The 26826-nt window shown below is 37.4% G+C and carries 20 protein-coding genes; 5 read left to right on the top strand and 15 right to left on the bottom strand.

Features of this window, described 5'->3' with window-relative positions; genetic code table 11:
* Nucleotides 1-175 precede the first annotated feature (175 nt).
* A complete protein-coding gene (locus tag P0092_RS07780; RefSeq protein WP_004621119.1) occupies nt 176-1420 on the bottom strand; it encodes a methyl-accepting chemotaxis protein in 1245 nt (414 codons plus the stop codon).
* Between the two features lie 338 nt (nt 1421-1758).
* Here P0092_RS07780 and P0092_RS07775 point away from each other — a divergent pair, with 338 nt between their 5' ends.
* Together P0092_RS07775 and P0092_RS07770 are read left to right on the top strand one after the other, a co-directional pair.
* Complete coding sequence (locus P0092_RS07775) at nt 1759-2313, top strand: helix-turn-helix domain-containing protein (protein ID WP_004621116.1); 555 nt, start codon at nt 1759-1761, stop codon at nt 2311-2313.
* Between the two features lie 19 nt (nt 2314-2332).
* Nucleotides 2333-3994 carry an AMP-binding protein gene (locus P0092_RS07770; RefSeq protein WP_004621115.1) on the top strand — a complete coding sequence of 554 codons (1662 nt, stop codon included), beginning with the start codon at nt 2333-2335 and terminating at the stop codon, nt 3992-3994.
* A gap of 59 nt (nt 3995-4053) precedes the next feature.
* Here P0092_RS07770 and htpG read toward each other — a convergent pair whose 3' ends face one another.
* The 4 genes from htpG to P0092_RS07750 all read right to left on the bottom strand — a co-directional run bounded on the left by htpG (nt 4054) and on the right by P0092_RS07750 (nt 10652).
* Nucleotides 4054-5958, bottom strand: a complete 1905-nt coding sequence (gene htpG, locus P0092_RS07765) for a molecular chaperone HtpG (RefSeq protein ID WP_004621112.1) — start codon at nt 5956-5958, stop codon at nt 4054-4056.
* A gap of 123 nt (nt 5959-6081) precedes the next feature.
* The gene (locus P0092_RS07760; RefSeq protein WP_004621111.1) at nt 6082-7470 is read right to left on the bottom strand and encodes a SpoVR family protein; all 1389 of its coding nucleotides are present in this window, start codon (nt 7468-7470) and stop codon (nt 6082-6084) included.
* 36 nt (nt 7471-7506) lie between these two features.
* Entirely contained in the window at nt 7507-8703 is a 1197-nt protein-coding gene (gene yhbH / locus P0092_RS07755) for a sporulation protein YhbH (RefSeq protein ID WP_004621108.1), read from the bottom strand.
* Between the two features lie 14 nt (nt 8704-8717).
* Nucleotides 8718-10652, bottom strand: a complete 1935-nt coding sequence (locus P0092_RS07750) for a PrkA family serine protein kinase (RefSeq protein WP_004621107.1) — start codon at nt 10650-10652, stop codon at nt 8718-8720.
* A gap of 195 nt (nt 10653-10847) precedes the next feature.
* On the opposite strand from P0092_RS07750, the gene P0092_RS07745 reads away from it, so the two are divergent.
* Entirely contained in the window at nt 10848-11156 is a 309-nt protein-coding gene (locus tag P0092_RS07745) for a PadR family transcriptional regulator (protein ID WP_004621105.1), read from the top strand.
* Here P0092_RS07745 and P0092_RS07740 read toward each other — a convergent pair.
* The gene (locus P0092_RS07740; RefSeq protein ID WP_004621103.1) at nt 11153-12898 is read right to left on the bottom strand and encodes a B12-binding domain-containing radical SAM protein; all 1746 of its coding nucleotides are present in this window, start codon (nt 12896-12898) and stop codon (nt 11153-11155) included. The two genes, P0092_RS07745 and P0092_RS07740, sit on opposite strands and share 4 nt — an antisense overlap.
* Before the next feature lie 54 nt (nt 12899-12952).
* Complete coding sequence (locus tag P0092_RS07735) at nt 12953-14167, bottom strand: D-alanyl-D-alanine carboxypeptidase family protein (protein WP_242831794.1); 1215 nt, start codon at nt 14165-14167, stop codon at nt 12953-12955.
* Between the two features lie 233 nt (nt 14168-14400).
* On the opposite strand from P0092_RS07735, the gene P0092_RS07730 reads away from it, so the two are divergent.
* On the top strand, nt 14401-15591 hold the full coding sequence (locus P0092_RS07730; RefSeq protein WP_004621098.1) for an MGDG synthase family glycosyltransferase: 1191 nt from the start codon (nt 14401-14403) through the stop codon (nt 15589-15591).
* A gap of 86 nt (nt 15592-15677) precedes the next feature.
* Here the strand turns inward: P0092_RS07730 and uraA are convergent, their stop codons facing one another.
* Nucleotides 15678-17054, bottom strand: coding sequence for a uracil permease (gene uraA, locus P0092_RS07725; RefSeq protein WP_004621097.1), 1377 nt, complete (start codon nt 17052-17054; stop codon nt 15678-15680).
* Nucleotides 17055-17399: 345 nt separating this feature from the next.
* On the opposite strand from uraA, the gene P0092_RS07720 reads away from it, so the two are divergent.
* Entirely contained in the window at nt 17400-17594 is a 195-nt protein-coding gene (locus P0092_RS07720; RefSeq protein ID WP_004621095.1) for an alpha/beta-type small acid-soluble spore protein, read from the top strand.
* 38 nt (nt 17595-17632) lie between these two features.
* Here P0092_RS07720 and murG read toward each other — a convergent pair whose 3' ends face one another.
* The 7 genes from murG to P0092_RS07685 all read right to left on the bottom strand — a co-directional run bounded on the left by murG (nt 17633) and on the right by P0092_RS07685 (nt 26808).
* Nucleotides 17633-18727, bottom strand: a complete 1095-nt coding sequence (murG, locus tag P0092_RS07715) for an undecaprenyldiphospho-muramoylpentapeptide beta-N-acetylglucosaminyltransferase (RefSeq protein WP_004621093.1) — start codon at nt 18725-18727, stop codon at nt 17633-17635.
* 11 nt (nt 18728-18738) lie between these two features.
* Nucleotides 18739-19851 (bottom strand): putative lipid II flippase FtsW, encoded by a 1113-nt coding sequence (gene ftsW, locus P0092_RS07710; protein WP_004621092.1) that lies wholly within the window; start codon nt 19849-19851, stop codon nt 18739-18741.
* 69 nt (nt 19852-19920) lie between these two features.
* Entirely contained in the window at nt 19921-20904 is a 984-nt protein-coding gene (mraY, locus tag P0092_RS07705) for a phospho-N-acetylmuramoyl-pentapeptide-transferase (RefSeq protein ID WP_004621090.1), read from the bottom strand.
* A 31-nt stretch (nt 20905-20935) separates the two neighbouring features.
* Nucleotides 20936-22315 carry a UDP-N-acetylmuramoyl-tripeptide--D-alanyl-D-alanine ligase gene (locus P0092_RS07700; protein WP_004621088.1) on the bottom strand — a complete coding sequence of 460 codons (1380 nt, stop codon included), beginning with the start codon at nt 22313-22315 and terminating at the stop codon, nt 20936-20938.
* 1 nt (nt 22316) lies between these two features.
* On the bottom strand, nt 22317-23780 hold the full coding sequence (locus P0092_RS07695; RefSeq protein WP_004621086.1) for a UDP-N-acetylmuramoyl-L-alanyl-D-glutamate--2,6-diaminopimelate ligase: 1464 nt from the start codon (nt 23778-23780) through the stop codon (nt 22317-22319).
* Nucleotides 23781-23846: 66 nt separating this feature from the next.
* Nucleotides 23847-26051: a penicillin-binding transpeptidase domain-containing protein gene (locus P0092_RS07690; RefSeq protein WP_004621085.1), complete on the bottom strand. Its 2205-nt coding sequence runs from the start codon at nt 26049-26051 to the stop codon at nt 23847-23849.
* Nucleotides 26052-26325: 274 nt separating this feature from the next.
* Nucleotides 26326-26808 (bottom strand): cell division protein FtsL, encoded by a 483-nt coding sequence (locus tag P0092_RS07685; RefSeq protein ID WP_004621083.1) that lies wholly within the window; start codon nt 26806-26808, stop codon nt 26326-26328.
* Nucleotides 26809-26826 lie beyond the last annotated feature (18 nt).

Here is a 26826-nt window from a genome sequence, read left to right as displayed (position 1 = left end):
AATTACTAAATACGGAAACCTCTATATATTATACTATCATTTTACAAATTAGTTTTCCAGTTTTTTTTATGGCTATATGCAGCGGTTTTAGCCCGTAGATATTTCCCAAAAAAGCCGCTCTGACAGTAATATTATGGTAAACTTATCAGATGCGGCTCTTAAATTTTATCTTCATTTATAATGTAAACTTTGATACCTGATCCTTTAACTTTTTGGAAGCTACAAGATTATCCTGAGTAGATACCTTGACATTTGCAAAGTGTTCAACAACCTCAGCTGTTTTAACTGTAATAACTTCAACTCCCTCTGCACTTTCGTTTACACTGGAAGTAACCTGTTCCAATGCAGTAACAATGTTTGCAATGGAATTGTTCATAACCTTTGCTGAGTCATTAAAGGCATTCATTATCTTGCTGTATTGTGCTGAATCGTTATAATACTGCTCGCCGGTATCAATGAGCTTCTTGTAGTCGTTTAATACTTCCTTGTCTACGAATTCCAGAAGTACTCCCGCACTGTCAGTCAAGGCACCTACGGATTCATTTACCGTCTTAACTATATTTTTTATATCAGCTGCTGTTTTTGAAGACTGGTCTGCAAGTTTTCTTATCTCATCTGCTACTACTGCAAAACCTTTTCCTGCTTCTCCAGCTCTTGCTGCTTCTATAGCCGCATTAAGTGAAAGCAGATTTGTCTGCTCGGTTATCTGAAGTATAGCCTGAGCAAGCTGGTCTATGTGAGAAACCTCTCCAGCCTTATCAATGGCGCCCTGTAGCTGCTGTTTAACTTCAAGGTATACTTTATTTGCATTCTCTGCAGATAATACTGCACTTTCCTTTATCTCGCTTGCTTTAATACTGACCTCATTTGCTGTTTGTGCCCCTTCCTCCGAGTTTTGGGCAATAAGGGTTATATTTTTCTTAATTTCCTGAGTACTGAAATTAATCTGATGTGATGTAGCTGCTGATTCCTGCATTGACGCAGATATGTGCTCTGTAGTTGATAATGTGTCATCTGCTTTTTCTTTTAAATTCTCTGTCATTCTTTCTACCTGCTGAGAATTTTCAATAACTTTTTCAGATGCATCAGCCATAAGGCCAAGTATTTCTCTCAGAGAACCCCTCATAGTTGAAAGATTTCTTGCAAGAAATCCTATTTCGTCCTTTCTGCCTTTAATCTGGTTATATGTTTTGTCATGTGATAAATCAAAATTTGCAGTTCGTTCAACAACCCGTGAAAGTACTTTGATAGGCATAGTAAGAGAAAAAGTAAGCCATAACCCCACCGCAACAGCAAATATACAGAAAATTGCAGTAACTATATATACAGGAAAATCGTAAATACTATATAAAGCTGTTCCACCGCCCACAATAATTACGCAACCGATTACAATACAAAGTATCTTTTTGCCTATAGACATGTTTTTCGCCCCCAGTAAGTTAAAAATATAATAAATTTAAACATAAGTTCATAGTAACATATTATTTGAATAAATTCCATATTATTAAAGATACTTTTACTTTTTTAAACTATGATGGAATTTTGTATAAAAAAAGCAGAAATCGTTAAAGATTTATAGTCAAAAGGTTCTTTACGATATATATTTACAAAATCAAATGTGCTAACATAGCTTATTGATTGATGTATTTAATTTAGTACATATCTTCCAATTTTTTTTGCAACTATTCACTGTTTTTATGATATTATTTTGTTATAAGATTGTTTATTCAACTACATAAAACATGGGAAGGTGATTACATGTCTGAGCAAATCAGATTAATTGCTTCACGAATAAAAGAGTTACGAGAAATATCTGGAATTACTGTTGAAGCACTTGCAGCAGAACTTAAAATTTCTGAAGAAGCTTACAGGTCATACGAAAGCGGTGAGACCGATATTCCGGTAAGTTTTCTTTATCAAATAGCAAATAAGTTTAATGTTGAACTTTCAGCAATAATTACGGGAGATGCTCCAAAGCTTCATACTTATCAGCTTGTTCGGGATGGAAAAGGTGTAAGTGTTGAGAGACGCGAACATTATAAATATCACAGCCTTGCTTACAATTTTGTTGGTAAAAAGGCAGAGCCTTTTATTGTAACGGTTGAGCCGGATACTTCCGATTCTACTGTCCACTTTAATTCCCATAAAGGACAGGAATTTAACTATATTATAGAAGGAACTCTTCAAATAATAATTAATGGACGTGAGCATGTGATGAATGAGGGTGACTCGATTTATTTTGATTCGTCGGCAAGTCACGGAATGAAAGCTATGAATGGTAAGAAAGCCAGATTTTTGGCAATTATTCTTTAGGTATCAGGGGGAGTAAGTAATGTTGGAAAAATACTTATCTCGGGTAGACTTTACATCTTACGAGGATTTTTACGAAAATTTAAAAATAAATGTACCTGAGAACTTTAATTTTGCATATGACGTTGTTGATGAATATGCTAAGACAACGCCGGATAAGGTAGCAATTGTATGGTGTGATAAATCGGGTGCCGAAAAAACCTTCACCTTCGGTCAGCTAAAAGAGTATAGCGACAAGACAGCTAACTATTTCAAGTCCTTGGGTATTAAGAGAGGCGACCCGGTAATGCTCATATTAAAAAGAAGATATGAGTTCTGGTTCTGTATTTTGGCTTTGCATAAGCTGGGTGCCGTTACAATTCCGGCAACTCATCTGCTCACTTCAAAGGATATTGTTTATAGAGCTAATGCAGCAGATATAAAAATGATTGTGTGTGTTAATGAGCCGGAAGTTGTAATGCATATTGAAGATTCCGCTAGTAAAACACCTACTGTAAAATATAAGGCATTGATTGATGGTTCCAAGGATGGCTGGTTGGATTTTTCATCCGGTATCGAAGAGGCTTCCAACGAATTTCAAAGGCCTCTGGGCGAATTGGGTTCTCACAATAGTGACATATCCTTGCTGTACTTTACATCGGGTACTACAGGTATGCCAAAGATGGTTCAGCATGATTATGAGTATCCTCTGGGTCATATCCTTACAGCAAGGTACTGGCAGAATGTTTCTGAAGGCGGTCTGCATCTGACAGTTGCCGATACAGGTTGGGCTAAAGCTGTATGGGGCAAAATTTATGGCCAATGGTTATCAGGGTGTGCTGTATTTGTATATGACTTTGATAAGTTTGTTCCAAAGGAACTTCTTGAAGTTATTTCAAAGCACCATGTTACTTCTTTTTGCGCTCCTCCTACGATTTACAGATTTTTTATCAAGGAAGATCTCTCAAAGTTTGATTTAAGCAGTCTGAAATACTGTACTGTAGCAGGAGAACCTCTGAACCCCGAAGTATACAGCCAATTTTACAAGGCTACCGGTATAAAGTTAATGGAAGCCTTCGGTCAGACTGAGTTGACTGTCACAGTGGGTACGTTCCCATGGATGGAGCCAAAACCGGGGTCAATGGGTAAGCCGTCTCCGGGATATGATATAGACCTTCTTGATGAGAATGGAAATTCATGTCAGGACGGTGAAGAAGGACAGATTGTGGTAAGAACCACAAAAAAGAAGCCTGCCGGTATGTTTGGCGGTTACTACAGAGATGAAGCTCTTACAAAGAGTGTATGGCATGATGGTATTTATTATACGGGTGATATGGCATGGCGAGATGAGGACGGCTATCTCTGGTTTGTTGGCAGAGCTGATGATGTTATTAAAAGCTCAGGTTACAGAATCGGGCCTTTTGAGGTTGAAAGTGCCTTGCTGGAACATCCGGCGGTTCTGGAATGTGCCATAACTGCTGTTCCTGACCCTATCAGAGGTCAGATAGTTAAAGCTACAGTTATACTGGCAAAAAGCTATACTGCAAGCGAGGAACTGGTTAAGAAACTTCAGGACCATGTAAAAAAGGTTACGGCGCCTTATAAGTATCCAAGAATCATTGAGTTTGTAACTGAGCTTCCAAAAACAATCAGCGGCAAGATAAGACGTGTAGAAATAAGGCAGACAGATAAAGATAGTAAATAGGCTTTATAAAAACCCGGATGGCCATTAAGTGCCCTCCGGGTTTTTGCTTACTTTTTATATTAAAGAACTTTCATCAATATTTCATTACTTCTCTGTATAAATTTCGCCATAGCCTCAGGCCCTAAAGTCTGGTGACTCATCATGGCTAAATCATATATGTGTTCGCTTACCAGCTTCACATCTTCTTTTCTTTCATCCTTTTCCTTTAAATCCAGCAATGCTTTTACGAGTTTATTTGAAGAATTCAAAACGAGAGTCTGTTCTTTCGGGAACATGTGTCCCATATCCATTCCCCCGAACATTTTACTCATTTCCTGCATTCTTCTGGACTGCTCTGACAGCAGTACTACCGCCGGTATAGTTTCATTTTTCAAGGATTCAACCTGTATTTTTAGTTTTTCATCATTTACTGTTTCCTTGAACAAACCTTCCAGATAGCTGACATCAGCTTCAGGAATACCTGTGTTCTCCTGCTTCATACTCTCTGAAATATCAGCATCAATTCTGTTAAACTGTAAGCCTGTACCTTTGCTTTCAAGGAGAGACATAAAGTGATTGTCTATCATGTTTGAAAGTATTACCGCTTCCATTCCGTTTTCATTAAACAGCTTTATATACTGAGCCTGCTGATTTTCATCTGATACGTAGAATACTTTATTTTCATGCTTGTCCTTGTTGTTTTCAAGATATTCCTTTAGAGTAGTGTATCCGCCCTTAGTTGACTTGAATATAAGGACATCCTTAACTCTGTCATAGAATTTTTCTTCACGTAAACAGCCGTATTTTACAAACGGGTTTATGTCATCCCAGTATTTATTATAGCTTTCACGGTCGTTCTCAAATATAGATGTAAGCTTGTCTGCAACCTTCTTTGTTATGTGTGTGGAAATCTTGTTAACATAACCATCGTTCTGTAAGAAGCTTCTGGAAACATTCAAAGGTAAATCAGGACAATCCAGTACACCCTTTAATAACAGCAAGAATTCAGGAATTACTTCCTTTATATTGTCAGCAACAAATACCTGATTGTAATAAAGCTTTATCTGCCCTTCGTTAGTCTCAAATTCATGTTTGAGCTTAGGGAAATAAAGTATACCTTTCAGGTTAAAGGGGTAATCCATATTTAAGTGTATCCAGAAAAGCGGCTCATTAAAGTCATGGAATACTTTTGAATAGAACTTCTTATAATCTTCGTCTGTGCAGTCTTTTGGATTTTTCAGCCAAAGAGGTTGTGTATCATTTAAAGGCTCGGGCTTTTTAGGCTCAGTAACTTCCTTTTCGTCACCTTCTTTTTCCTCTTCTTTAGTTTCCTCTTTCTTCTCTTCTACCTTTGCAGCATCCTCAAGATATAATTCATATGGCAGGAAGGCAAAGTATTTCTCAAGGGTAGTTCTCATTGTGTATTCTTCAGTGAATTCCAAGCTGTCATCAGATAAATAGAGAGTTATTGTTGTTCCCCTCTCACTCTTGTCGGAATCTGACATTTCAAATTCTGTTCCGCCATCACTTACCCATCTTACAGCAGCCGCATCTTTCTGGTATGAAAGTGTGTCAATCTGGACACGCTGTGACACCATGAATGCCGAATAGAATCCCAGACCAAAGTGACCTATAATTTGTCCGTCATCTGACTTGTCCTTATATTTTTCAAGAAAATCGACTGCTCCTGAAAAAGCAATCTGATTTATATATTTTTTTACTTCTTCCTCAGTCATTCCCAATCCGTTATCTATTACTTTTATGGTCTTATCATTTTTATTGACAATGACCTTTATTTCGAACTTATTACCTTCGGGCAGTTCGGCTTCTCCCATTACATCAAGTTTTTTCATTTTACTAATGGCATCACTTGCATTTGACACTAGTTCTCTTATAAATATGTCCTTTTCAGAGTACAACCACTTTTTAATAATTGGAAATATGTTTTCTGTATTTATTGAAATACTTCCGCTTTCGTGTTTCATAATATTACCTCCACTTCATTTTTTACACTATTAATAATATAACCCGAATGGAGTAAAGTTTCAAGTATTTTTTAGCACTCAATTAACAAGAGTGCTAACAGTTTTTCTAAATGTGGCTCTATCTCAAGTGTACAGGGATATTCTTTTCATTTCATCGCATGCTATATTTTTCATTTTTTCTTCCAGATGTGTAGTCAGTACAACTTTACCCTTCCACAGATCTACAAGGTGTTTAAGAGTTTCATACGCGTAGCTTAATTCCAGTTCACGGCCGTCGAATTCGTGTTCAAGGAACAAAGTATTCTCCTTTGGGCTCCATTCGGTGACTTTTATTGTTGGGACACTTCCAATACCAACTGTATTACACAAAGTATCTCTTACCATTTTCCACCCCTCATCATCTGAAACTTCAGAAATCATATATTCGTTTCCCGTGGATATATATTCAAAGAGATTCATTTCACTGCACAATTCCTGAGTCAGGTATCTTCTTATAAAAGATTGGTCTCTCTCATTTTCCCTTACCTCGAATATCTTGTCTTTTCCCTGTGTATTGTATAGGTTCTCAATAATTTTAAATCCTATGAAATATGGATTTATACTTGATTTTAATGGCCTGATTACCTCATTGTGTTTTCTTAAAAACTCAAAATGCATATTTTGAGGAAGTTCAAGCTTGTTTAATATGGTGTAATGCCAGAAACTTGCCCAGCCCTCATTCATTATTTTTGTTTCTATCTGTGGAATAAAGTACAGGGCTTCTTCTCTTACAATAGAAAGTATATCCTTTTCCCAGTCCTGCAAACGCCCATATTCTGCAACAAAACTGAGTATGTCTTCCTGAGGCTCCTCAGGTATTTTTATTTCCTGGTTGCCGGCCTCAGTATCGTACTTCATTTCTCTTCTGGAATACCTGTCAAGATTGGGAAAATCAGACTTATGCTCAATCAAAGCAGATTTTGACTCTTCTTTCTCCCTTTTGTTATTGCGGTAGTCAATTATCCTTTCCGTTTGCAGTTTTACTGCATGTGCGGCATTAAGTATCTTTTCAACTTTTGCATAACCAATACTGGGGTCAGAGATATAGTCACGTATCCTGTTGGCATGATTTTTAAAGGTTTCAACTGCATACTCAGCCTTTGTTCCTTTATTGAATAGCCTGTTATTTTTAAAAAAATCATTATGTGCATATACATGTGCTATTGTTAGTATCTGAATTAGAAGTGAATTATCCTTCATCAGGTAGGCAATACACGGGTTGGAGTTTATAACCATTTCATACGGAAGTCCTGTAAGATTATATTTATGCAGTGTTTTAATCCTCTCATAGGATTTACCGTAACTCCAGTGCGGATAGTGGGATGGCATCCCTACGTATGATTCATATCCTATCATATCTTCATAATTTATTATTTCAAACTCCTGATTATAGAAGTTCAATCCACTCTCCACCGCTATTTTTTCTATACGCTCATTCCAGTATTCCAGCTCCTTTAGACTAAAATCCGCCATAAGCTTTTATTCCTCCCGATTTATTTAATATTTAAGCTAATTCAATATTGCCTTCTCGTCCCTGTCGCTTGCTTTATCAAGGAGCTTTTTAAGTGCCGGAAGGACATCTTCTTTTTTGTTAATATTTATAGCTGCAAAATTCTTGCTTTTAATCTTGGTCTGAAATTCGTTTTTAATGGTACTGCCTATATTGTAATAACCGGGTACTATTTCTCCATAGCCAAACAGGTTACATACCTCACAAAGCTTGTTAGCACTTTCTACAGCTCTTTTATTATCTTCAGACCAATTGTCCCCGTCGCTGCAGTGGAAAGCATAAATGTTCCAGTTGGCAGGACTGTATCTTTCCGCAATTATTTCTAAAGCTTTATCATACCCGCTGCTGATGTAGGTTCCACCGGACTCACCCCGGTGGAAAAACTCTCTTTCGTTCACTTCCTTTGCTGTTGTTGTGTGAGCTATAAAAACTACATCCACGTTTGCATATTTTAATCTTAGGAATTGATACAAAAGGAAATAAAAACTTCTTGCCAGATATTTTTTTGTTTGATCCATTGAACCCGAAACATCCATAATGCACAGCACAACTGCATTATAATCCCTTTTGTTTTCCTCCTTGATTCTGTAATACCTTAAATCTTCCTCTATGAAAGGAAATCTTTCTTCCCCTGACTCCTTATCATATGTGGCTTCCTCTCCATCTTCAGACCTTTTTGCGGCTTGTTTGCGCTTTATTTTTTCAATGACGGAACGTTTTTTGGCAAGTCGCGGAGGAATACCCTTGTGTTGGTAACCAAGCTTTCTGTAGCTTTTTTCCTCCAATTGGGATAGCTGCTTTTTATCAATATCGGGAAGGTTCATATCGTCAAAAAGGTATTTTATTACCTCCTCAATGGTTATTTCCGTTTCATAAACCTCTTCTCCCTCTTGATTTCCTGCGCCTCCTTTACCTTTACCCGCCTGTGCCTCTCCTGCAAATTTATCGCCCCTTTTTTCATTGCCGTCACCCGCTCCTACGCCGGGCTTGGATTTACCATATATAAACTGAAATTCTTTTATTCCTTTGATGGGAATCTTGATTTTCTTATCCTTACTTTTGCCTATTATGCTTTCTTCTGCAATAATACTGCCCAGATTCTTCTTTATGGATTCCTCAACAAGCTCCCTGTGTCGCCTTCTGTCTTCGGCAGACCTGTCTTTGCCAATGTTACTGCAATCTCTGAATATAGCCATACTTGACCCTCCAATTAATCCTTCCACAGATTGTTTGCTGCATATTTTAGTATAACGTTGCAGCAGTGGTCACAGTAGCCGTTCTTCTTCATTTCCTCAACCATTGTATTGTATTTCTGGGTTTGCTCTTTATCCCTTACTTTTGCCTGTGTTATAATCCTGCTTAAATCCCTTACGGATGCCGTCAGCTTCTTTTCTATTGCATCCTTCAAAGGCTCGTAGCTTGTATAATCCAGACTTCCCCCATTTCTCATAACAAAGAACATATATGCGGTAACATCCGACCTAAACCCCTTTACTGCAGTATCTGAGATACCTATCTGTTCTTCAATGGAACGCAAGAATTTTTCATCGGGCTCCAGTTCCTCACCTGTATTCGTATCTTTTATCTTGGTCTTGTTGACAAAAGCTTCAGCATGGTCAAGGTAATTGTTAAACAGGCTCTCTGCCTGTTCTCTGTAGCCATGTATAAATGCCTTTGTAACTTCTTTTTCAAGAATTTTATTGTATTCCTTCTTTACAGAATCATATATAAGTCTTAAATAACGTTCTTTTTCATCATCACCGATTCCAAGCTCTTTTACGGATTTTATTAAAGCTTCCATAACTGCAATGGGATTTATGCAATCATTCTCTGATTCGGATAATGCAGTATCTAGAGCTTTCATTATAAATCTGGTTGATATGCCCGTCATGCCTTCTCTGGGTGCTTCCTCCCGAAGCTCAAATATATCAATTTTTCGAGTCATTCCTTTCTCCAGAATTTCTTCTCCGTTATATATTTTAAGCTTGGTAAGCGGGTCGACTTTGTTGGATGGACTTAATCTGGTCAGTATTGCAAACATGGAAGCAATTTCTATGGTATGAGGAGCTATATGTGCTTTGAATTTACTTTTAGAAAGCATCTTTTTATAAATTTTTATTTCTTCATTTAGCTCAAGGCAGTAGGGTACCTCAATTCTTACTATTCTGTCCAGAATTGCCTCATTTGTGTGGTCTGACTTAAATTTATTCCATTCTGCTTCATTGGAATGAGCCAATATGACTCCATCGAAATATATCATTGCCCCTTTGCCCGGCGATGGAACGGATTTTTCCTGAGTTGCTGTAATCATGGTATGAAGGTATTCCGTTTCATTTTTGAATACTTCTATAAACTCCACTATACCTCTGTTTCCGGCATTAAAAGCACCATTCAAAGATAATACTCTTGGGTCGTCTTCAGAATAAAGGTCTATTTTTGATATATCAACGCTTCCTGTTAGTATTGAGGTATCCTGGTTGTTAGGGTCTACGGGTGGCACTACGCCTATACCTTTTCTGGACCTTATGGAAAAGCCTGTTGATTCAATCGGAAACTTTTCATATTCCCCGTTATACTGGTTCTTTAAACGGTATCTGCAAACAGGACACAAATCCCCTTCAATTTTTACATTCAATTTTTCTTCAAAATCTTTTCGAAGGTGCTTTGGAATTAAATGAAGTGGTTCTTCTCTCATAGGGCAATCCTTTAGCGAATATATCGGGGAAGCAGCTTCCAATGCCTTTTTTAGGGCTTCCATCAATGATGATTTACCCGCTCCGACCGGACCTACAAGATATAAAACTTGTCTGGCCTCTTCTCCTGCCATGGCAGCAGAGTGGAAATACCTTACGATTTTCATTATTGTTTTATCAATACCAAAAAAATCGTCTTCAAAGAAGGTGTATTTTTTAATTATGTCGTTTCCGTAAATTCTTCTTAATCTTGGATTTTCCTCGGTTTTGACAGCTTCAACTCCCTTGCAGCTGATAAGCTCATACAATCTTTGATGAGACAGCATGGCAACCTCCGGATTGGATTTAACTATCTGCAAATAATCCAAGAATGTTCCATCAAATTGTTTGCGTATATGTTCCTCTCTGTCTCGTTTAATCAGTTCCCTAAAATCAAATTCCGGTTTGGTCATTTAAGCCCCTCCCTTTTATGCGCTGGTAATTATTAGTAATCTTATAAAATATTTCTCATTTTAAAATATATGTGTTCATTTTAAAAATATTATTAATTACACACTTTTCTATTTGTCAGTTTATATTACAAAAAAGAAAAAGAAATGTGACACTAATATGAAATTTTTATTTTACTTCTAGAAAGGTAACCAGACATGGATGCACAAATAAAAAAGGGAGTCATTGACATGTGTATTCTTCACATCATATCTAAACAGGATATGTACGGATATGATGTGATGAAACAAATGGGCGCGTTATTCCCTGAAGTAAACGACAGTACTTTTTATGTTATTCTTAGAAGGCTAAACAAAGAAAAACTTACGGAGGTATATTGGGGGAAAGACTCCAATGGACCTCCTCGTAAATACTATCACATTACCGAAGCAGGAAAAAATGCACTTGTCGAAGATATTGATAATTGGAGAAAGCTGATAGATATTGTTTCTTCCATAGGTATTTAATTATCTTGCAGAGGATTAACTATTACTGCTACATTCCGATATTGCTCGGTAACTTCCTCTTTGGAGGAATAGTCAAACAAAAGTACTTCATCAGATGGATACAATAAATTCAATCTGACAAAGAAAACTCTCTTTAAAATATTTTTCGCTTGAGTACCTTTGTATTGAGGAAGATGTCTGTCAATAAACTCTTCATTTCTGAGCATAGAATGAATATCAAAGGGGGACAGTAAATCATCTTCTCTTTTTATGCAATCGGGAATTGCTCCCGAACTGTCTTTGCTCAGAAAATCAAGTACCATGTATTGCCTGAACTTTTCAAGTTCTGTACTATCTTGACAAATGTCTTTATAGAAACTGTACAAAATCTTTATATTTTCCCTATAGGATACCGGTCTGTCCAGATAACCGTTTTTCCTGCAGTAATGTGCCAGGTTTTCATACATATTAAATGAGTCCGAAGTAAAACAATCCGCTTCAATAAAGTCTAGCGAATTACCAAACCTGCCGGAATTATAATACCTCTCAAAAGTCTCCTCTATGTCTTTTAAAAGAAGTATTTCGTCATATGAAATATACTTATTTTTCAAAACCTCGTATGGCGCATAGTCTCTGAAATAAAAATCATGCTCTTCGGATTCTGTCCGTATTCTTGAGCCTTTCAGCATTTTCAGAAAGCCCAGTTGAAGCTGGTGAGGTCTCAGGTTATAGACATAGTTAAAGGATTTTTGAAAACCTTCAAAATTCTCGTAGGGCAAACCTGCAATCAGGTCAAGATGCACATGGATATTTCCTGCACTAAGGATTTTTTGTACATTCTTGGTTAATACGTCAATATCCGTTACTCTGTCTATTTCCTTCAAGGTTTGAGTGTTTATAGTCTGAATTCCTATTTCAAGCTGTATCCTGCCTTTTGGAGCTTCTCTAAGTATATCCAACATCTCACAGTCAAAAAGGTCTGCGGCTGCCTCAAAGTGGAAAACCGTTTCACAATTTAAGGATATTAAGAAGCGTAATACTTCTTTTGCCCTTTCTCTATGGCAATTAAATGTCCTGTCAACAAATTTTATAAGTCTTGGCTTATACTCAAGAATTCTGCATATATCACTTTTTACACGTTCCATACTAAAGAATCTTATTCCGTTAAAAGTAGATGAAATACAATAGGAGCAGGAAAACGGACAGCCCCTGGAAGATTCGTAATAAACAATTCTATTTAGTGTAGTTTTCATTAATTCGCTATTATACGGCGAAGGAATTTTATCAAGCTCTTTAACCAGATTAAAACCCTTATTGTTCACTACAGAGCAGCCGTTTCTATACGCTATTCCCTGTAATGCTTTATACTCCTGAGTACCGGCATACATATCCTTTAACAATACAGGGACTACGTCCTCTCCCTCACCGGATATAATAAAATCAACAGCCTCGTTTGCACACATAATTTGCTGGGAATCATAAGAAACTTCAGGCCCTCCCAGAATTATGCTACAGTCCGGCAATAGCTTTTTAAGCTCCTTTGAAATTGAAAGAACAATACCTATATTCCATATATAACATGAAAATGCTATAACGTCAGGCTTCTCCCTATAAATCTCCGAGAGAATATTATCCTGTAAATCATTTATGGTAAATTCCCTGACAGTTATATTATCATTTTCATTTATGCTTGCTTTGAGATACCATATTGCAAGACACGTATGAATATATTTTGAATTTATGCCTACCAGCAGTGTTTTCATCAAAATTCCCTCTTCGTAAGTAAAAGTAAAAAATACTTTACTATTATCCCATCTTTAACGTTCATGTACAAGTCTTGCCCATGTTTTAAATATTCGGTCAAAATAGTAGTAGAAGTCCTTTCTTTTTATATTATCAGTTGCTTTGATATCAGCATACGCCAGTACTTTACCATCCAGTACATATTTAACTGTACCTATCCTGCTGCCCTTTTGTATTGGTGCTTCCAATGTTTTAGGAATATCATATTCTGCCTTTATCCTGTCTGCTTCATCCTTTTTCAATGGAATTGAAACATCTTTATCAGAGCATAATCCAACTGAATTGTTTAAACCTTTATGTATTCCTATTTCCGATATTTGCTGGCCTTGCTTCAGATAGTCGTATGTACTGTAGTTGCCAAATGCATAATCCAGCAATATCTTACTGTTCTGAGCTCTGACAGACCTTGTGGAGCAATTCAGCACTACGGATATAACCTTCCATCCATTATGTGTAGCAGAGGTTACAAGGCATCTTCCTGCCTGACCGGTATACCCTGTTTTTACGCCGTCGGCTCCGGGGTAAAGGCTTAGCATCTCATTTGTATTGTTAATTGGATTTCCCTCAAAAGAAGAGGATTTTGTACTTACTATTTTGCAGAACTTCTCATTTTTCAAAGCATATTGAGTAATCATAGCAAGATCAAAAGGAGTTGAATAATGCTGCGGATCATCCAGTCCATGAGGCGTTACAAAGTTTGTATTTGTAGCCCCTATTTGGGCAGCTTTTCTATTCATCATTTCAGCAAATGCTTCAACAGAACCGCCTATATGCTCCGCTATTGCAATAGCAGCATCATTCCCCGACCTGAGCATCATTGCATTGAGAAGGTTTCCCAGTTTATATATTTTTCCCTCTTTAAGATTTACTCTTGACCCTCCTATAGATGCTGCCCTTTTACTGACAATAACATCTTCATCATCTTTTCCATTTTCAATTGCAACTATTGCAGTCATGATTTTTGTTGTACTTGCAATGGAATTTCTTTTATAGCCATTTTTTTCATACAAAACCCTGCCGCTTTTTGCATCCATTACAATCGCAGCTCCTGCCGAAACTCGTGGCAACTGAGTTCCGGTAGCCTCCCAGCTCTCATTCTTAATTATATCCTTAGTAATAGGCCCATCATCATTTGTATCATCTGCTATTACCATATTAGTACATATCAGGTTTGATAAAATAATCATAACTGTTATAACTACTTTTGCAGTTTTATTCAAAAACCTCACATCCCCGGATTTTTTTTAAGCGGACAAATATCAAGCGTTATAAATATATGAAAAGTGTAATGTGATTATAACGTTTGGATATATTAATTATATGAAAATAAATCAAACTTTTAATTTTTAGCAACGTAAAATATAAAGAGTTTAAAATACCTATCAATTTACTAAAGGGTTGTATTATTATATAATTAGTTTGGTAAATGATACATAATCTTTATTGGAGGCAATGAAAAAACATGAAAAATGTTGTAATAATATCTTCAGATTATACAGGACATGGTCATAAAAGTATTAGCGAAGCTTTGAAGGAGCAATTTTGCATGCATGAAGATGTCTGCTTAAATATAATAGATGGATTCGAACTTGGCGGCAATATGTGGATAAAAGTAGGTAAGTCCTATGGTATGGTAACCAGAAATGCAAAGGAAATATGGAAGCTTGCATGGAAGATTTCCAAAAGGAACCCTAGCTTTATTCATGAGTTTACAGAACTGACAATCAGGGAAAATTTTATAAAGCTGCTAAGAAAACTAAAACCCGATTTGATTTTAAGTGTACATCCTGTATTTAATACACCTATAATAAACATTCTTAAAGAATATAAAATTAATATACCTTTTGCCACTTTTGTGGCTGATTTGGTAAGTATATCTCCAATGTGGGCGGATTCAAGAGCTGACTGTATAATCTGTCCTACTGAAGAAGCAAAGCAAAGATGTATGGGCTTCGGTGTTCCATCACACAAATTGGAAGTCATTGGCTTCCCTGTCCGCTCCAGATTCACACAGCATATCTCTCAAAATATTGAGCATACTGACTATACTTTGGACAGACCGTTAGAATGTCTTATTATGAGCGGTGGAGAAGGCTCCGGAGATATGAATAATGTAGCCCGTATTCTTCTTGACAATTTTAACTGTAATATACGCATTATTGCGGGCAGAAATGAATCAATGAAGGAAAAACTGGAAAAGACTCTTTCTCAACAATTTCCGGGAAGAGTTGAAGTATATGGATATGTAACCAATATTCAGGATTTTATGCTTAAATCAGACATAGCGTTTACCAGAGGCAGTCCGAATGTTATGATGGAAGCGGTCGCCTGCAATGTTCCGCTTATAATAACAGGGGCATTACCGGGACAGGAACAGGAAAATCCTGATTTTGCAGTTAACAACAAACTTGGTATATATTGTGATAATTTATCATCTTTGGCTGCCGTAGTATCCGGTTTACTGTCTGACAATGCAAAGAGGCTAAATGAGATAAAACAGGCTCAAAGAAATTATTTCGACCATGCTTCGGCAGAAAAGATTGCTAATCATGTTTTAGGACTTATTAAAAATGATATTTTTATATATCCGTCTGAGTTAAGACGCAGAAAGAAATTCCTTACTCTAAGACTTCAATCAAGAAGAAGTTCCTGATTATATATGAACTTCTGATTTAAACAAAAAAGCTTGTCCGGATTGAATATCAATCTGAACAAGCTTTTTACTTTAGTTATTAGTTATTAATCATTTGTCAATTTTAATTTTTCAAGGATATAGAATAAGGTACTTATTACTATTCCAACCAGAGTAGCAAGAACCATTCCCTTTAGCTCTACATTTCCGGGAAGCTTTATTGTTACACCGCTGATACCGATTACAAATACTATTGCAGTAAGTATGAGGTTCTTTGATTTGCTGTAGTCTATTTTTGCTTCAACTATCATTCTGATACCGGAAGCGGCGATTACACCGAACAGCAGGAGACTTATTCCGCCCATTACAGCTTCAGGAATACTTGATATGATTCCGGAAAGCTTTCCTATGAAAGCAATTATTATTGAGATAACACCTGCTCCTCCGATAACCCAAACGCTGTAAACTCGTGTTATCGCCATTACACCCATATTCTCACCATAGGTGGTTGTTGGGCATGAACCGCAAAATCCGGAAAGAATTGTCGACAAGCCGTCTCCCAGTAATGACCTGTGAAGACCGGGGTCCTTTGTTAAATCTCTTCCAACTATGTTGCTGGTTACAAAAAGGTGTCCAATATGTTCTGATAAAACAACCAATGCCGCAGGTGCCATTATCAACATGGCATTAAAGCTGAATGAAGGCATTGCAAAGGTTGGTGCACTGAACCAATGTGCAGATGCTATTGAAGTGGTATCAACTTTGCCCATTAAAGCTGCCATACCGTAGCCGACAACCACGGCAACCAGTACAGGGATTACTGATAAAAATCCTCTGAAACAAAGGTTGCCTATTATAACTATTGCAAGAGTTACCAAAGATATAATTATGGCCTTTGTGTCAAAAGCACCCTTATCATTTGGCAGTAACCCCGCCATTTTAGCAGCATTGCCGGACAATTCAAGTCCTATAAGTGCAACTATAGGGCCCATTGCAGCAGGTGGAAGAACTATATCAAGCCAGCTTGTACCGACTTTGCCTATTATAAAAGCTACTATTACGAATATCAAACCACATATTATAAAACCGCCCAGTGCCTTTGAAAAGTTATCGTTATAACTTGATGAACTTGCAATTAATGAAGCTGTAGGTGAAAGGAATGCAAAGCTGGAGCCAAGAAATGCAGGAGCTTTTCCTTTACAAAGCAGCAGATAAATCAGTGTTCCAATACCGTTAAGTAAAAGTACAAGTGCCGGGTCTATAACCTGAATATTGTTATACTGAACTAATTGATCCGGTGTCAGATTTTCAAAGGTTGTGTGAAGAACCTTTTCTAAAAAATGTGTCTTAGCATAACCGTTAAATAGAAACGGTACTAATACAGATGCCCCGAACATTGCAAATAAATGCTGTAAGCTGAGAGGTATTGCCTTTAAAAAAGGAACTTTTTGATCAACTTGTATTACCGGTCTTTCTTTTTTCATTGTATAAATCCCCTCCAATAATTTTTTAATCAACTCGTATTTTCTAATATGATAATACTAATCATATCCAATATACGAAAATTGATTTATGCAAATAAAAAAACCTTACTGACTAGGCGCAGTAAGGTAGGGTCTCTATCCATTAAAATACACTTTTCCCATATATACCCTTACTAGCCTCTCTGGACTAATTTAAAAGTTTTTTTATCCGGAAATGATTCTATCATATTTTTCAACAATAGTCTACATATTTTTTATCAAATTTTACTTAAAGAAAAAACCATTTTTTGCTTATTATAATTTGGACTTTATGTGCCATAATAATCACTAAGGAGGTGATTTATTATGGCTAACAACAGAAGTGGTGGAAGAAGCAGTGGAGCTTTTGACAACATGAAGTACGAAGTTGCAAGAGAAGTTGGTGTCAACTTAAAGGAAGGTTATAATGGTGATATCACTTCCAGAGAAGCAGGAAAAATCGGTGGTACTATAGTAAAAAAGGTTTTTTCTTCTTTCAGAGATCAAAACCCACAGGCTTAAAGCAAGAAAAACAGCAGGAGTTTAACTCCTGCTGTTTTTTATATTATCTCCTTAATAAGGTGATATATTTTTTCAACAGAATCTGTTACGCTATTTTTAGAAGCATTTTTTGACATCTTCTTTAATACATCCTTGTTGGATATCAAATTGCAAATTTGCTTATAAAGCAAATCAGCATTAAGTTCACTTTCAAGTATTACCACTGCCCCGCCTTCTCTCTCCAGTGACCTTGCGTTATGCTCCTGATGGTTTGCCGTTACATAAGGTGACGGAATCAGAATTGAGGGTATTCCCATGACTTGAAGCTCACTTATGGTAATTGCTCCAGCTCTGCAAATCATCAAATCGCTGGCTGTATAAACCTGGTCCACATTATATATGTAAGGTACAACTTTTACCATACTCTTGTACTTCTCATTAACCTTAACAGTTGCGCTTATATCATCAAATTGAGCTTCTCCTGTTGCAAAAATCATGTTAAACTCACCCTTGAAATAGTTGCTTAGCATATCTGCAATAGTTTCGTTAATTTTCCTTGCTCCCCTGCTGCCTCCCATAACAACTATCAAAGGTTTTCCATCTGCAATGTCCAAATCGGATATAACATTTTCCCGGTCTGATTTTAGCAGTTCCTCCCTTACAGGATTCCCCGTAAGCACCAACTTTTTTTTGTTCTTAAAGTACTTTTCCGCATCCTTGAAGCTTATAGCCACATAATTTACATATCTCTCAAGCAGCCTGTTGGTTACACCCGGAAAAGCATTTGATTCATGTATTAGTGTTGGTATTCCTTTTTTGGCTGCCATATACAGCACAGGACCGCACACATATCCTCCCGTACCAATAACAACATCCGGCTTAGTTCTTTTTATAAGTCTTGAGGCCTGAAAGAAACTCTGTATCAGTTCCTTTATAGCAATAAGTGTGTCCAGAGAAAGCTTTCTCTTGAAGCCTCTTACAGTAATGGTCTCCAATGGGAATCCTTCCCTTGGAACCAATTTAGTCTCCAAGCCTTTTTTTGTCCCTACAAATGTAATATCAGCATCTGCATCCTTTTGCTTTATATACTTTGCAATCGCCAGTCCGGGATTTATATGTCCTCCCGTTCCTCCTCCTGCTATTAAAACCTTCAAATAATCTCACCTCAGAATCGTTCATAATTTGAATATCTTGATATATTAAGCAGTATTCCAACTCCATACATAAGAAATATCAGCGATGTACCTCCATAACTAAAGAACGGGAGAGAGATACCTGTCGGTGGTATGGAGTTAGTTACAACTGCAACGTTAAACAGAAATTGCAGTCCTATAAGACAGGTTATACCTGTAGCCATGAGACTTCCAAAGGTGTCCGGTGCATTCATGGCAACCTTAATACCCCTCCATATAAATATAAGAAATAAGAGCATTACCACAAGGGCCCCTATAAATCCAAGCTCCTCTGACAAAACTGCAAAGATATAGTCATTGTAAGGCTCTGGAATCCAAAGGTACTTCTGCATGCTTTGTCCAAGACCTCTTCCAAAAACACCTCCTGAGCCGATGGCCAGCAAAGACTGAACAGTTTGCCAACCCTGATCCTTGTAATAATCAAAAGGATGCAGCCAGGCCAAAATTCTGTTAAATCGGTAAGGAGCCACAAGTATAGCACCTACAACTCCAACAACAACCGGTGCGGCCATAACAATAAAATGTGATATTTTTGCTCCTGCACAGAAAAGTAATATGAATGAAGTAATTACGATTATAAGAGTACCGCTTAAATGAGGCTCTACCACAACCAATCCGGCAATAAAACCAACTAACATAAGATATGGTAACAGTCCTTTAATAAACGACTGTAAAACCTCTTTTCTCTTGGATAGACTGAAGGACAAAAACATAATAACCCCTAACTTTGCCAGTTCTGAAGGCTGTATAGTTTTTGAACCCACTCCAAGCCACCGCTGAGCACCATTTTTGTTCTGCCCTACTCCGGGGATTAATACCAATATAAGTAAACCTATACTTACCATAAGTATAATAGGTGATATCTTCCCCCATTTACGATAGTCAAAATTCATAGTTCCTATCAGAACCGCAATACTCAACGCCATGTAAAGTAGCTGCGGCCTTAGCAGCATAAATGATTCACCAGTCTTTTGTGTAGAAAAATAATAACTGGAGCTGAATACCATTATGGTTCCTAATGAAAGTAACAAAATTACTGCTGCAAATATCCAAAAATCAAAAGGCTTTGTGTTCTTGTTCTTCATTTTATCCCTCCAGCCATGTACCTTGTATATATTGATTATATGTAAAAAATATGCTATAAATTCCCATTATCAAAATATGTCCGAACCTATGACAATCAGTGAAGCAATTGCCAACAGTACAGTCACTATAATGAATACTGCCACAACCTTGGTTTCTTTCCACCCCTTCAGTTCAAAATGATGGTGGATAGGCGCCATTTTAAAAATACGCTTTCCTGTAAGTTTGAAGGATGCAACCTGAAGAATTACCGAAAGTGCTTCTATCAGATATATTCCTCCTACAAGAAATAATATAAGAGGCATTCTCATCATAACTGCTATGGATGCCAACGCCCCACCCAGCGCAAGGCTTCCCGTATCACCCATAAACACCTTGGCCGGATGAATATTAAAAGCCAGAAACCCAAGACAGCCTCCTGCAATGGCAGCAGAAAATACTTTTATGTACCCCCACTCACCGTTTGTAAGAGAAACGATTGTAAAAAATATAGCCACAACCAACGTAACTCCCGCACACAGACCATCCAGACCATCCGTAATGTTTACCGCATTTGAGAAGAAATACATAAACAACACAATTAGTATAAAGTAAACCCATGGTTGAATAAATGTATTTGTAAAGGGAATAACTATTGAACTTCCTGCTTCAGTATATCTCATGACATAAAAAGCAAATGAAACGCATACAATCAATTCAAAGAACGTTTTCTGACCTGCAAAAAGTCCATCCTTCCTCTTCTTTACAACCTTTATAAAATCGTCAATAAATCCAACTGCTGCAAATCCTAATGTTGACATCAGTACAGGTATTATCTGGGGATAGCTTTGATAAAAGTATATTGATGTAAGCGTTATCGGGACAATAAAAATAAGCCCCCCAATAGTCGGCGTTCCCATTTTTTTCAAATGAGTCTGCGGGCCGTCATCTCTTACTGTCTGGCCGAATTTTAACCTCCGTAGAAACGGGATTAATATGGGGCCTGCAATCAGAGCAAGCAAAAATGATGCCGCAAACGCTATAATATGTTCAGATGTCAAAGAAAAAGTAAACAAAACAATTTCCCCCTGTTTATTTATATGGAAATCATTCTGACTTCATTATTCCGTCAGCGATTTCTTCCATTTTCATTCCTCTTGAGCCTTTAATCAATATGTAGTCTCCGGGCATAACTATTCCCAGAATATATTTAAGTGCTTCCTTGTTGCTTTCAAAATGACGCAATTTTATCTCACCGTTGCCTGAATCAGCCACTGCCTGTGATATCATTCCTGAATCCTGTCCTACGGTAATAATATAATTTATCTTTTTGTTTTTTATAAATTCTCCCACTGAGTAGTGCAAATCCTTTGACATATTCCCCATTTCGAACATGTCACCCAAAACAGCAATACTTCGTGAACCTGAAGATATTTCTTCGAGAACATTAATTGCAGCCTGCATGGACTGAGGACTTGCATTGTAGGCATCATTTATAATTTTTATGCCATTATGGTTTATAATACTCTGTCTCATATTTCCAGGGCTGAACTGTTTAATTCCATTAATAATTATTTCCATAGGTATTTTCATTTCGATTCCTGCTGCTATAGCAGCCAGAGCATTATACACATTATGTATACCTGGAACAGGAATTTCCACGTTATACGGAGCTTCGTTTACTGTTATCTCAAAGCTAGTTCCCTGCTCTCCCATGGTTTGATAGTTTGAGGCAGTGTAATCGCTGCCTCCATGCATTCCATAGAGAACAGTCCTGAAAGGAAGTTTTCCTTTTAAAGGCTTAAGTAACGGGTCATCTCCGTTCAGGACTACTAATCCATTCTTGTGTAAACCCTCAAGGATTTCCAGTTTTGCCTTTAAAATTCCCTCTTGGGAGCCGAGTTTTTCAATATGGGAAACTCCTATGTTTGTTATTATTGCAATATCAGGTCTGGCAATAGCAGTAAGTCGGCTGATTTCCCCAAAACCGCTCATTCCCATCTCTATTACTGCTGTTTCATGGCTGCTATCAATATTCAAAACAGTCAGGGGAAGGCCTATTTCATTATTGAAATTACCTTGAGTCTTTAAAACACTATACTTTTGAGACAGCACACACGACACCATATCTTTTGTACTGGTTTTACCGACGCTTCCTGTTATACCCACAACGGGTATATCAAATTTTTTTCGATGCCACGCAGCCAAATCCCGTAAAGCCTTGGCGGTATCATCCACTAAAACTGCAGAACAGCCTGCTACCTCCGGTATTGGTTTAGAAGTCAGACAAACTGACGCACCAGCCTTGAAGCACTGCTCAATATAATCATGTCCATCAAATTTTTCCCCGATTAACGGGATAAATAAGCTAGCCTTGGTAACTTTTCTGGAGTCAGTGGTTACACCAAAAAAAGTAACGTCGGGTTCTCCCCAGAGCAGTTTACCTGTTACTGCTTCTGCCAGTTCAACGCAGTCAAAAGAAATCATGCTATACACTCCTCCCGAGTTCTACCAGCAGTTCATTTACTACCTCACGTTCATCAAAGTGTATTGTTTTTTCGGCAAATTGCTGGTAGGTCTCATGTCCCTTGCCTGCCAAAATAATTATATCTCCATCCTGAGCATTTTCAAGTGCAAATTTTATTGCCTGCCTTCTATCTGTTATTTTAATATATTTTCCATTTGTGTTTTTAATGCCTGCCTCAATATCTTCAATTATTTGCTCCGGGTTTTCAGTTCTCGGATTGTCAGAAGTTATAATTGTAAAATCAGCTATATTTCCTGAAATCTCACCCATTGCAGGTCTCTTTCCCTTATCTCTGTCCCCTCCGCAGCCAAACAGACTGACAACTCTGCCATGTGCAAATTCTTTTACTGTTTTAAGCACCTGTTCAAGGCTATCCGGGGTATGTGCGTAATCAATAAGAACAGAATAATTGCCATCGGTTTTAACAGATTCCATTCTGCCCGGAACCGTAACCTTTGTAAGTCCTTTTTTTACATGCTCCAGTGTAATACCCGGTATCAAACAACATGAGCCAATGGCAGCTAAAGCATTGTATATGTTGAACTCACCCTGTAAATCGGTTTCAATGTCAATACTGCCCCATGGAGAATTGAGTTTAAAGAAAGTGTGTCCTGTTTTCTTGATAACATCAGAAGCCCATATATCCGACCTACTACTCAAGCCGTATGTCAGCACTTTTCCTTCAGCCAGTTCTGCCATTTTTCTTCCATGTTCACTGTCTATATTTATAACCGCTTTGTTGCACATTTTAAACAGCTTTGCTTTGGCATTAAAATATTCTTCCAGTGTTGCATGCTCCTTTGGTCCAATGTGGTCTCTTGAAAAGTTTGTAAATACTCCGATATCAAAATCACATTTTGCTACTCTGTGAAGTTCCAATCCCTGAGAGGAAACCTCCATTACAGCACTGTCTACCTTATTGTCAATCATATCATTAAAAAGACTCTGTAAATCATAGGATTCTGGGGTTGTTCTGGAAGTATACAACACCTGATTTCCTATAAGATTGGCAACGGTACCTATCAGTCCCATATTATGCCCTGCAGCCTCTAAAATAGCTTTAACCATATAAGTGGTTGTAGTTTTACCTTTTGTTCCTGTAATACCTATAAGGTTCAATTTTGAAGACGGATGGCCAAAAAATGCATCGGATACTGCTGCAAGTCCAAACCTTGTATCATCTGTCTCAATGGTTGTAATTCCTTCGGGCACATCTACATGTTTCTGAACAAGAAACGCTTTGGTTCCGTTTTCTATAGCATCATTTATGTACTTGTGTCCGTCGACTACAGTTCCTTCAACACAAACAAAAAGACTTCCTTGTTTTGTTTTTCTGGAATCATATGCTATACTGTCAACTTCCACTTCAAGACTTCCATTTATTTCTTTGATATTCAAATCCTTCACCAGCTCTTTTAGCTGCAAGAAAAACACCTCCAATTAGAATTCCATACATTTCTATAAGTATTGCCCTGTTTTTTTATCACTAAACTAATCAGAAACTACATTCCTGAATATAACTTCGATAACAGCACCTTTTTTGACTTTTGTACCGGCATCCATATTCTGGCTGACAGCTGTTCCTGTACCGTTTACACGAATATTAAGTCCAAGTTTCTTAAACGTTTGTGTCGCATCGTAAACTGACTTGTTCTTAACATCCGGAACCTTGACCATTGCCTCCTCTTGTGGCTTATATGTATAGAGTATAACAATGGATTTTTCGTGGAGCAATGCACTTGATTTAGGTGTCTGGTCCTGTACAATTGCCTTTTTGTCAGTGTTGCTTCCTTCTATTTTATACTCTAGATTGCTTTGTTTCAACAGTTTAACTGCCTCTTCTACAGTCTTGCCCTTTACATTTGGTACCTGTACTTCCTTTAGCAGCTGTTTTTTGTCTTCTTCTGTGTATTCTTTTTCAACACCCTTGTAGCTGAGAATATCATCTATTAATTTTCCTACAACAGGTGCAACCAGCATTCCGCCGCCGGGCTTGTATACATCAGGGTAATCCAGTACAACCAGTACGCACAAGCTTGGGTTATCTGTAGGTGCTATGGCTGAAAAAGAAACTATACGTCTCTCGTTTTTTCCTATAATATTCAGTTTTTGAAGCTTTTTGTCCGGTACTGTTTCTGACGTTCCTGTTTTTCCTCCGATTTTATAGCCCGGTATCCTTGCATTTTTACCCGTACCTACATCAACAACACCTTGCAGGATAGATTTTAAGGTATCGGAGGTCTGTCTGGAAATTACCTTTCTTACAACGTTAGGCTCAAATTTCTTTATTACGCTGCCTGATTCGTCTACTACCTCTTTAACAACATGGGGTGTTATCAGGTCTCCACCGTTTGCAATTGCCCCATATGCCTGTATCAGCTGTATAGGTGAAATCTGAAAACGCTGTCCGAAGGAAGCTGTTGCCATGTTTATCTCTGTAGGATTTGTAAACATTATACTGCTTGCTTCACCCGGTAAATCAATTCCTGTCTTATCGTAAAAACCAAAGGCCTTTACATACTTAAAAAACAGCGGAACTCCTAATTTTTGTGCAAGCCGTACGAATACCGGGTTACATGAGTTATAAACCCCTTCTCTGAAGGTTTCATGTAAGTGGAAATTCGGTTTCCAGCAGTTAATGGACCATCCGCTTACTTTTACAGTTGCGTCAGTAACTTGAGTGTCCGGTGTGATAGCACCTTCCTCCAGCCCTGCTGCTGATGTAACCGGCTTGAATGTTGAGCCCGGCTCATATGTATCAACAACTGCTTTATTCCTCCACACCGTCTGCTGAAGATACTCTACATCATCCTTGCTTTTTCCTGTCCAGGTTGCAGGGTCCTTTCCCTTGGGAACTCCTCTGGGATTATTCAAATCAAAATCCGGCTTTGAAGCTAATGCCAGTATTTCTCCGTTTCGCGGGTCCATTACTATGGCGGTGGCTCCGTTTAATACATTATTATCTGAAATGGCCTTTTCAAGTGCCTTTTCAGCAAAATACTGAATTGTTTCATCAATTGTAAGAATAACGTCGTTGCCATCCTGAGGCTGTATGTACTTTTCATCACTCATGCTCAGGGCCATTCCGCTTGCATCTGTTTCACTGAGAATTTTACCGGGTACGCCTTTTAAATACTTCTCCATAATCCTTTCAACACCGTCAAGTCCGTCATTGTCTATATTTGTGAAGCCAACAACGTGAGCAGCAAGATTTCTGTTGGGATAAAATCTCTTTGTATCCTCATCAATATAGATGCCGGAAATTTTGTTCTTTTTCTTCCATTCACGAACTTTGTTTCCGATTTCTCTGTCAATCTTTTGCTTTATGAGTTCGTATTGGTTGTTTTTAGTGAGTTTCTTTTTAACAGTCTCCTTGTCCATCTCAAGTATCCCTGCAAGTTCACCGGAAATCTTGTCTATATCAAGTTTTTGTTTTCCTATCTCCTGAGGACTTGCACTGACAGTGTCTACCGAGCCGCTTACTGCAAGAGGCTTCATATTACGGTCATATATAGTACCTCTTTTGGCACTTATTACACGGTTCTTTGTCTGTTGATTATATGCAAACTCCTGATATTCTTTCCCGCTATATATTTGAATCCATGCAATCCTTAGCACCAAAATAAGTGTTAGTACGGTAAATGTACCAAGTATGAACAAAAGTCGTTTTTTTGTTTTTAAATTTACTCCAGCCAAAGTATTCTCCCCCTTGTTGTCAATTTAAGTAAAATGTCCCGTTTACTAAATAATATTTCATATTAATTAAATATATTATTAATATCCAAAATAAATTGTCCAAAAATAAAAACTATAGACTTAATATAATATAATATTAATAAATCTATAGCTGCTTATTTGTAGTTAATTTTATTCATTTTTAGCCCCCCATGAGTATCCAAATTTTATTGTTGTCGGATATAATACATATTAATCATGGTATGTTAGTTTGAATCAGCCAAGGTGATAAGGCCTAATAAATCATGTTTAAAAACTTGTTAAAGCTTTTATGTATACCATTGAACAGTGCTGTTAGCTTTGATTGCTCCTTGTTTGCTGTAATTGTAACATCCTTTTTTGGTATACTTACATAAACAATCTGTGACTTGTAAGGCTTGTGCATGTCCAGCTTTGTTTCTGCGATTTGTCTTATATTCTTTAAATCCATGGCATTCTGTATATCAATAAGCAACAATTGATTTTCATTCTGTATCTTGGTATAATCTCTTTTCAGTATGTTATTTTCATAATTCAACTGACTGATTTGAGCATACCTAAACATAACAACAATAAACATTGCAAAAACAAGAAAAATGTTAAATACAATTCTTGCTTTAACTTTTTTGTTGTTTCTTGCTGTCTTTTTTGACTTGAGTATGGCATTATCTTCGTATGGGTCATATTTTATTTTTTCCGCTAAGGAGCCGTGTACATATTCATTTTTTGTCTCTGCCACTTTCAACACCCCTGTCAA

The organism is Ruminiclostridium papyrosolvens DSM 2782, assembly GCF_029318685.1.
GTDB classification, from domain to species: domain Bacteria; phylum Bacillota; class Clostridia; order Acetivibrionales; family DSM-1351; genus Ruminiclostridium; species Ruminiclostridium papyrosolvens.
This window is presented reverse-complemented; position numbering and strand designations above follow the sequence as displayed.

Excerpts from the sequence above, each read along its gene's own strand:
- P0092_RS07745 (WP_004621105.1), top strand. The coding sequence starts at position 10,848 with ATGGATGCACAAATAAAAAAGGGAGTCATTGACATGTGTATTCTTCAC.
- P0092_RS07775 (WP_004621116.1), top strand. The coding sequence starts at position 1,759 with ATGTCTGAGCAAATCAGATTAATTGCTTCACGAATAAAAGAGTTACGA.
- htpG (WP_004621112.1), bottom strand. The coding sequence starts at position 5,958 with ATGAAACACGAAAGCGGAAGTATTTCAATAAATACAGAAAACATATTT.
- P0092_RS07770 (WP_004621115.1), top strand. The coding sequence starts at position 2,333 with ATGTTGGAAAAATACTTATCTCGGGTAGACTTTACATCTTACGAGGAT.
- uraA (WP_004621097.1), bottom strand. The coding sequence starts at position 17,054 with ATGAAAAAAGAAAGACCGGTAATACAAGTTGATCAAAAAGTTCCTTTT.
- ftsW (WP_004621092.1), bottom strand. The coding sequence starts at position 19,851 with ATGAAGAACAAGAACACAAAGCCTTTTGATTTTTGGATATTTGCAGCA.
- P0092_RS07780 (WP_004621119.1), bottom strand. The coding sequence starts at position 1,420 with ATGTCTATAGGCAAAAAGATACTTTGTATTGTAATCGGTTGCGTAATT.
- P0092_RS07740 (WP_004621103.1), bottom strand. The coding sequence starts at position 12,898 with ATGAAAACACTGCTGGTAGGCATAAATTCAAAATATATTCATACGTGT.
- P0092_RS07760 (WP_004621111.1), bottom strand. The coding sequence starts at position 7,470 with ATGGCGGATTTTAGTCTAAAGGAGCTGGAATACTGGAATGAGCGTATA.
- P0092_RS07720 (WP_004621095.1), top strand. The coding sequence starts at position 17,400 with ATGGCTAACAACAGAAGTGGTGGAAGAAGCAGTGGAGCTTTTGACAAC.
- yhbH (WP_004621108.1), bottom strand. The coding sequence starts at position 8,703 with ATGGCTATATTCAGAGATTGCAGTAACATTGGCAAAGACAGGTCTGCC.
- P0092_RS07730 (WP_004621098.1), top strand. The coding sequence starts at position 14,401 with ATGAAAAATGTTGTAATAATATCTTCAGATTATACAGGACATGGTCAT.
- P0092_RS07700 (WP_004621088.1), bottom strand. The coding sequence starts at position 22,315 with ATGATTTCTTTTGACTGCGTTGAACTGGCAGAAGCAGTAACAGGTAAA.
- P0092_RS07750 (WP_004621107.1), bottom strand. The coding sequence starts at position 10,652 with ATGACCAAACCGGAATTTGATTTTAGGGAACTGATTAAACGAGACAGA.